General features: G+C 34.8%; 9 protein-coding genes. All 9 read left to right on the forward strand.

Translation table 11 applies throughout. From position 1 onward, the window contains the following. The first annotated feature begins 457 nt into the window (after positions 1 to 457). Positions 458 to 991, forward strand: a complete 534-nt coding sequence (locus NUV40_04275; GenBank protein ID MCR4343076.1) for an inosine/xanthosine triphosphatase — start codon at positions 458 to 460, stop codon at positions 989 to 991. A 14-nt stretch (positions 992 to 1,005) separates the two neighbouring features. Beyond that, entirely contained in the window at positions 1,006 to 1,419 is a 414-nt protein-coding gene (locus NUV40_04280; GenBank protein MCR4343077.1) for an NUDIX hydrolase, read from the forward strand. Between the two features lie 19 nt (positions 1,420 to 1,438). Then, on the forward strand, positions 1,439 to 2,080 hold the full coding sequence (locus NUV40_04285) for an AAA family ATPase (protein ID MCR4343078.1): 642 nt from the start codon (positions 1,439 to 1,441) through the stop codon (positions 2,078 to 2,080). 11 nt (positions 2,081 to 2,091) lie between these two features. Continuing rightward, positions 2,092 to 2,637, forward strand: coding sequence for a hypothetical protein (locus tag NUV40_04290; GenBank protein MCR4343079.1), 546 nt, complete (start codon positions 2,092 to 2,094; stop codon positions 2,635 to 2,637). A 103-nt stretch (positions 2,638 to 2,740) separates the two neighbouring features. Continuing rightward, positions 2,741 to 3,244, forward strand: coding sequence for an NYN domain-containing protein (locus tag NUV40_04295; GenBank protein MCR4343080.1), 504 nt, complete (start codon positions 2,741 to 2,743; stop codon positions 3,242 to 3,244). A gap of 217 nt (positions 3,245 to 3,461) precedes the next feature. After that, entirely contained in the window at positions 3,462 to 4,283 is an 822-nt protein-coding gene (locus NUV40_04300; protein ID MCR4343081.1) for an alpha/beta hydrolase, read from the forward strand. A 188-nt stretch (positions 4,284 to 4,471) separates the two neighbouring features. Continuing rightward, positions 4,472 to 4,684, forward strand: a complete 213-nt coding sequence (locus NUV40_04305; GenBank protein MCR4343082.1) for a DUF397 domain-containing protein — start codon at positions 4,472 to 4,474, stop codon at positions 4,682 to 4,684. Between the two features lie 94 nt (positions 4,685 to 4,778). Further along, positions 4,779 to 6,362: an ATP-binding cassette domain-containing protein gene (locus NUV40_04310; protein ID MCR4343083.1), complete on the forward strand. Its 1,584-nt coding sequence runs from the start codon at positions 4,779 to 4,781 to the stop codon at positions 6,360 to 6,362. A 127-nt stretch (positions 6,363 to 6,489) separates the two neighbouring features. Then, positions 6,490 to 6,684, forward strand: a 195-nt coding sequence (locus tag NUV40_04315) for a hypothetical protein (GenBank protein ID MCR4343084.1), incomplete at its 3' end; no start/stop codon positions are given.

A 6,684-nucleotide genomic window follows, 5' to 3' on the forward strand; every position in this document is an offset into this window, starting at 1 on the left:
GGTGATAATATATGGATAGGGAAGATGGTAGATAAGTTTAAGCTTGGTCAAACACTGAGAGGTGTTGGAAGACCAAAGAATGGTGGCTGACCCCATTTCCGCCCATTTCCGCCGGTGCACCGTTTTCTCTGCCCGAAGTGGTGCCAAACAATCCTCACGAACCACAAGTGGACTCCTACGAAGACATGAAGCGATCCGCCCAAGTGGTGACAAAGAGAATAGGAGAACTTTTGGAATAGTTAAAGAGATCTAAACGGCTCAGCCGGTTGAGCCGTTTATCAAAAATAAAATGTTATATAATATAAGGCCCATAAAAGATCCTTTTGTAGAAAATATCTACAAGAAATCAATAAAACAAGAAAAAACCTTTGAAGAGTTTTTAAAGATTGCGTATAAAGAAATCTTAAAATATAAAAAGAAATTTTAATTGTAGTTAGTAACTTTATCAAAAAATATTATGAAAATTGTTTTAGGGTCAAAAAGTAAAAGAAAAATTGATGTTGTTGAGAAAGTTTTTAAGCAAATTTTCAATAATGAGGAAGTGAAGATTGTGGCCCACAACGCGGCTTCCGGAGTTCCTGAAACACCCTATAATAAAGAGACGTTTGACGGGGCAAGAAATCGCGCCCTTGATTGCCAAAGAAATAATAAAAATGCTGATTTTTGCGTTGGACTCGAGAGTGGATTGGTTGAAAGGTATGGACAGGTTTTTGAAGAAGCATGGAGTTATATTATTGCAAAAAATGGCAAAGAATACATTGGGTATTCAAGTGGATTAACGGTACCCGAATATATATTGAAAAAAATGAAAGAACTTAATATGGAGCATTGTGATGCCATGACGGTAATCGAAGAAGAATATGGTCTCTCAAATGACACATGGGGAAGTTATTCGGGGGGTATTATTTTACGTGAAATAAGTCTTGAAGAATCTTTACGAAATGCCTTAATTCAGACCCTGTCATATGAAAAAAGTTTTTATAATCTATAGAAAGTATTTTCTTTGTGTTAAATAATAATCAAATTCAAAGGATAACTACTAAGGCTATTATCTATCGTGACGGTAAGATACTTTTTGTTAAGGATAGTAAGGGGAAGTGGGAACTGCCTGGGGGAAAAATTGATTTTGGCGAAAAACCGGAAGATACTCTTAAGAGAGAACTTAACGAAGAGCTCGGTTTTAATGAAGTAAAAGTCGGAGGTATTGTTCATGCTTGGACTTTCTCAGTTGAATCCGGTGGCGCTGATTATCAATTTGTCTTACTAAATTACGAATGCTTTACAGATGAAGAAGAAATAAAGTGCAGTGATGAGCATGTAGAATATAAATGGGTATTATTGGATGAGGTTAATGATTTGGATATGAGGGATGGTTATAAAGATACTATAAAAAAATACAGGGAATTAAAAAACCTTTAATATCGTATATAATATAAGAATGATAAAATCGGAACGAATAGCCAAGAAGATAAATGACAATATACAAGCTTGGTCAAAAGATTATGCTAAACTTATAATAGCTATTGATGGCTACGCCGGTTCCGGTAAGACGACCGTAGCTGACTTTATCGCCAAGAGAAATCCTGATGTGCTAGTAATCCACCTGGATGATTTTATCAATCATTGGAAAGTTAGAAAAAAGATGATCGATAGAGCAAAAGATAAATCGCAGGTTTTTGAATATAAATGGTATCGTTATGACGAACTTGAAAAGTTGGTTACTAATTTCAAAACAGAAAATAAAGGGATATTAAAGGTGAAGACTTATGATTATGATAAAAATGACCTCGGCTCATTAAGGGAGTTTGATTTGTCAAAGAAAATTTTAGTTATTGACGGAATTTTCCTTTTTCATCCGAAGCACAAAATAAGTAAAATATGGGACAAGACGATTTATCTTGATGTTGACTTCGCTGAAGCTGATAAAAGAAGAATAAGCAGAGAAAAGAAAAAATGGGGCAAGAGTTATATTCCAGAGAGCCATCCGGACAATTGGACAAGGTATTATAAGGAGGCTTACAATAGGTATATAAAAAAATATAAAACACAAAAGAGTTGCGATCTAATCTTTAGAATTTAGTGAACAAAATTATGAGTTTTAAAATTAAAAATAAGAAATTACAACAAAAGATCTTAAAGATGGCTTCGACGGACCAGAAAGCAAGAAAGCAGTTTATAAACGACAGCCAGAATAAGAGATTGGCTAAGCGTATTTATAATTGCGATACTAAAAATATTATAGAATCAAAAGAGATTATTAAAAAATATGGTTGGCCCACCTTTGGTCTAGTTGGCAAGAGAGCCTCCGACGCTTTTTGGCTCCTGGTACAACACTCTGATAGAGATATAAAATTTCAAAAGAAGTGCCTAGCTCTTTTAGAAAAGGCTGTAGAAAACAAGCAGGCTTATCCTAAAAATTTGGCTTTTCTCGTGGATAGAATCTTATCAGCTGAAGGCAAGAAGCAGAAATTTGGTACACAATTTATATTTAAGGATGGTAAAGCAGTAGTAAAGCCGGTCCAGGATAGAAAAAATCTTGATAGGAGAAGAGCCAAGTATGGACTAAATACAATAGAAGAGGGAACGAAGGATGTTAATAAGGGGTATGCGAAGATGCTATCGCTGATGAAGAAATAAAATATTATCTTTTTAAACGGCTCAGCCGACTGAGCCGTTGAGAGGGATGTTTTAAACACCTAACCTTAGCTCTTTTTTGATAGTTTTGGTATAATTGGGGGATATGTTAAGAGAGAATAATCTAGCGTTTATAGACGGACAAAATCTTCATCTTGGAACTACTCAAAACAAATGGAAAGTAGATCATAATAGATTAAGGGTATATTTGAAAGATAAATATAATGTAGTGGAAGCATATTATTTTTTAGGATATGTTTCAGAAGAAGAACAAGATCTTTATAATAATCTACAAAAAGCAGGGTTCATCGTTTTATTTAAAGAGCACAATTCAAATCTTAAGGCAAAAAAGAAAGGAAATGTTGATACTGATATTGTGTTTGAGGTAATGAAAAATCTTGTCGATAATAAAGATTTTAATAAATTCCTTTTAATATCTGGCGATGGCGATTATAAAAAGATGGTTGATTATTTAATGAAAAAAGACAAATTTAAAAAGATACTTTTTCCTAATAGAGAGTTCGCTTCTTCTTTGTATAAGAGTTTAGGCTCAGAATTCTTTGATTATTTAGAGAATACGCAGATTAAATCAAAAATCGAGTATAAATAAAAAGAAAAAGGCCCCTTAGGCACTGACACCGTTCGGGTCCTTTTTCGTATTGATATACACTTAATATATACCAAGATAATTTAAAGTCAAGTAGAGGTAAGTGGGGTGTCGTGGAAGAATAGCCGTTGGGTTGTGGCGGGAAACTGTGGATTTTCATACACATCCGCCGCGGCGGATTGCTTAAAGGTTGTGAAGTGGAGTATAATTGGGGGTATACATGTCGTCATTTGAAGAGCAGTTTTTAAAGAGGGAAGAGATAAGATCCCCGGGGGGTTTTATTAAGGTGGTGGATATAAATCTTGATGATAATACCACTCCCATCCTCCTTTCTTCCGGTTGGGGAGAGACACTAGAGGCGCTTAAGAGCGTCGTTTTTTCTATTGCTAAGATAACAGGGAGGAGAGTTTTTGCTTGCGATTATGCTCACCTTGATAATATAAAAGGCTACCAAGACGGCTTCCCGGCAAGCGGCTATATGAAAGCTCATTCGTTTATTAATCTTCTTGATCAAAAAGGGGTAAATAGAGTGGACGCTATCGGCCACTCGGAGGGGGCTATAAACATTATCATCGCGGCCTATTTAAAACCTGAGAAATTTAAAAATATAATCTTGGTTAACCCGAGCGGCATGATGTACAATGACAGCTTTCGTAAGCTGGTAAAAAGGTTCCTCTCGGAGACCCTTTTTGAGCCAGTAACTATTGAGACCACTCGAAAATTTCTGATATATGTCAGGTATGTATTTAGAGTTGCTGGATATGTTTTAGGAAACCCGATACAGGCCTTTAGAGAAGCTATAGGCATATCCAGATTCAAGATATTTCACCTGTTAAGAAATATCCAGAAGAATGGTGTAAAAGTAGCTATTGTCGTGGATAAAGATGATATAATTTTCCCAGTAGGTCAGGTTAGACGACAAGCCAAGAAGGCCAAAGTAAAAGATTTCTACTTAGTGGAGGGAGGACATAACGAGATACACATAAACCCGGACAAATTCATAGAGACGATCAATAAAATATTTATTTCGATGGGAGAGTAGTCGCTAATATATTTTTGGTTTTAAATAGGGCAATAAGTGGCAGAAATTGAACAGATTGACAAAATGAACTAGGTTGTTATTATGAAAGTAGAGAAGGAGATCTTTTAAAGCAATTAGGGAGAAATCTCTATTAACATAAAAGATATATTGATAGATACAGTAATTTAACCATATGGGAGGAACTGGCAATGGGAAAGAAATTTATGTTTCTAGTGAGTGATTCGACTTTCAAGAAATCGAGCTACAGCAGGATTATAACCTTCTGTGTCTCTGTCGCTTTAACGCCTGAGGGTGTAGCCGTGAGAGACACCAAAGACCACAGCAAACGCACCCTCTTTTTCACTCGCGGTGAGTGGGAGGCCTTCGTAAAAGGTGTCAAAGGCGGCGAGTTCGATGTATAAGCCTAGAGGCTTATAATAAGGGTAGACTACGGTCTACCCTTATTTAATTACAATTAAAGAAAAAATATCAAATATATATTATAATTAAAAAATCATGAATAAGGTAAAACAGATAATCACTTTCTCAAATGCAGATATCGGATATTCTAAGACTCTTATAGAGAAATTTTCTGGTGGTATAAATCTTAATGATAGAGTTGGAATCTTGGCTCCAAATGGGTCAGGTAAGACCTGTCTCCTGCAGACAATATGCGGTAACACTGATCTTTTGTCAGGATCTTTAGATGTGCGAGGAATGGTGTCTTTAGTCTCACAGGTGCTTCAGATTCCAGAGGATATAAAAGACATTACGATTGAAGAATTTTTGGATCAAGAGAAATTGTCGCTTCATAAGATTAATATTTTTCTGGAAAAGAACTTCCAAAAATCTTTTAAAGATGTGTATTTAAAAGATATATCAGGAGGGGAATTTACTATACTACAGATTGCGATTGGGTTTTTATCAAATCCAGATATTCTACTTCTAGATGAACCTACCAATCATCTTGATTATTCCGCACGCAGGATACTCCTTAATCTTCTAAGGAACTTTAAGGGAGCGGTCATCTTTGTGTCTCATGATATTTGGTTTTTAGATAATTTAGCAAATAGATTATGGATAGTAGAAGATAATTCAATCAGGAATTTTCAAGGAACATATGACGAATATAAAAAAGAAAATCAGTTAAAAGAGAGTGGGGCCGAAAGACAGAGAGAAAGTTTAAGAAAAAAGGTAAATAAATTACACAAAACTATAAAGCATGAAGATAAAAGGCAAGCTCATTCCGCTTCGAGAGGTAAAAAACGAGCCAGCGATAAGAGTATGTCATCACATGACCGAGGATATCTTGCTGACAAAGCGTCTGACTTTGCTGGTAAAAACGCAAAAAAACTTCAAGCTGTATTAGATAAAACAAAAGAAGATCTACTACAAATACACACTCCAAAAAGGAAAAAGCTAAGAGCATCCATTGTGACCGATTCAAAAAAGAAAAAAATTTACTCTTTAGACTCGAGCTCTTTATATATAGATGATGTGTGTCTAATTAAGGATATTATAATTGATCAATATGTAGGGGATAGATATGTGCTTTTTGGAAAAAATGGTTCAGGAAAATCTTCTTTCATTAAAGCTCTTTTGGGAATGAGGCCATATCACTTCCAACCTGAAGCAAAAATAAACAATTCGACAAAAATTGTATATTTTGATCAGCAATATAGCGTTATAAACTCTGAAAAAACAGTACTTGAAAATATGCAACTATATTCAGATGCTCCTATTGAGGATATACGACAACATTTAGGCCAGTATTTATTTTTTACCCAGCAAGACGTTGATCAGAAAGCAAAAAAATTAAGTGGCGGTATGCTAGCTCGCCTTGCTTGCGCAATGATAACTATTTCTCCGATTGATCTATTAATTCTCGATGAACCTACAAATAATCTTGATATTGAGACTATACAGGAATTAATCTCAGCTCTTTCTGATTATGAAGGTGCGTTGTTGGTTATCTCTCATGATATTGATTTTGTGAAAAAAATAGAACCTGATAAACTTTTATTTATTAAAGATAAGACTTTAAAGAATCTTTCTATTGATGACTTGTCAGAAATTGAGGATATATCTAATACTAACTAGCTAGAGAGACTAAAATACTTTATCTAAACGACTCAATCCGCCGCGGCGGATTGAGTCGTTTAATGGAAAAGAATGTTTTAAACACTTATTTTTGCTTAAAGGGGACAGAATGGGGTATAATTTAAGGGTGAAAACAGTAATTTTAATCTTTCACGCTTTCAGAGATTTATCAATAAGACGTTTACCTCGTTTTAAAAAACAAGGCGGTTTTGCTTTTTTGGTTCACCCAAGGGATATAAAAGACGTTTATAGAAAATATCCTTTTGCGAGTTTTTTTTCTGAAAAATGGGTTAAGAAATTCTTAAAATTTTATTGGCCTATA

This window comes from Patescibacteria group bacterium, assembly GCA_024654625.1.
GTDB lineage: Bacteria > Patescibacteriota > Minisyncoccia.